General features: G+C 69.4%; 1 protein-coding gene. It reads right to left on the reverse strand.

What is annotated here, in order from left to right:
- Positions 1-246, reverse strand: a 246-nt coding sequence (locus EIK80_RS25975; RefSeq protein ID WP_233586959.1) for a response regulator transcription factor, incomplete at its 3' end; no start/stop codon positions are given.
- Positions 247-271: the final 25 nt, after the last annotated feature.

A 271-nucleotide genomic window follows, 5' to 3' on the forward strand; every position in this document is an offset into this window, starting at 1 on the left:
TTGCAGCGCCGCCCGCTCGTCAACGGCGCCAGCGCTGCGCTCCAAGGCCGCGCTGATGGCGCTGAGCAGCATCTCATCGCCGTACGGCTTGGTGAGGAATTCGGCGGCGCCGGCCTTCATCGCCCGGACGCTCGTGGGAACGTCCCCGTAGCCGGTGATGAAGATGATCGGCATTTCGGCGCGCTCGTCGGCGATCCTGGCCTGGAGGTGCAGGCCGTTCAGGTCGGGCAGGCTGACATCGAGCACCAGACAGCTCGGGCCGGGCGGAGGG

It is taken from the genome of Caulobacter sp. 602-1, assembly GCF_003931565.1.
GTDB lineage: Bacteria > Pseudomonadota > Alphaproteobacteria > Caulobacterales > Caulobacteraceae > Caulobacter.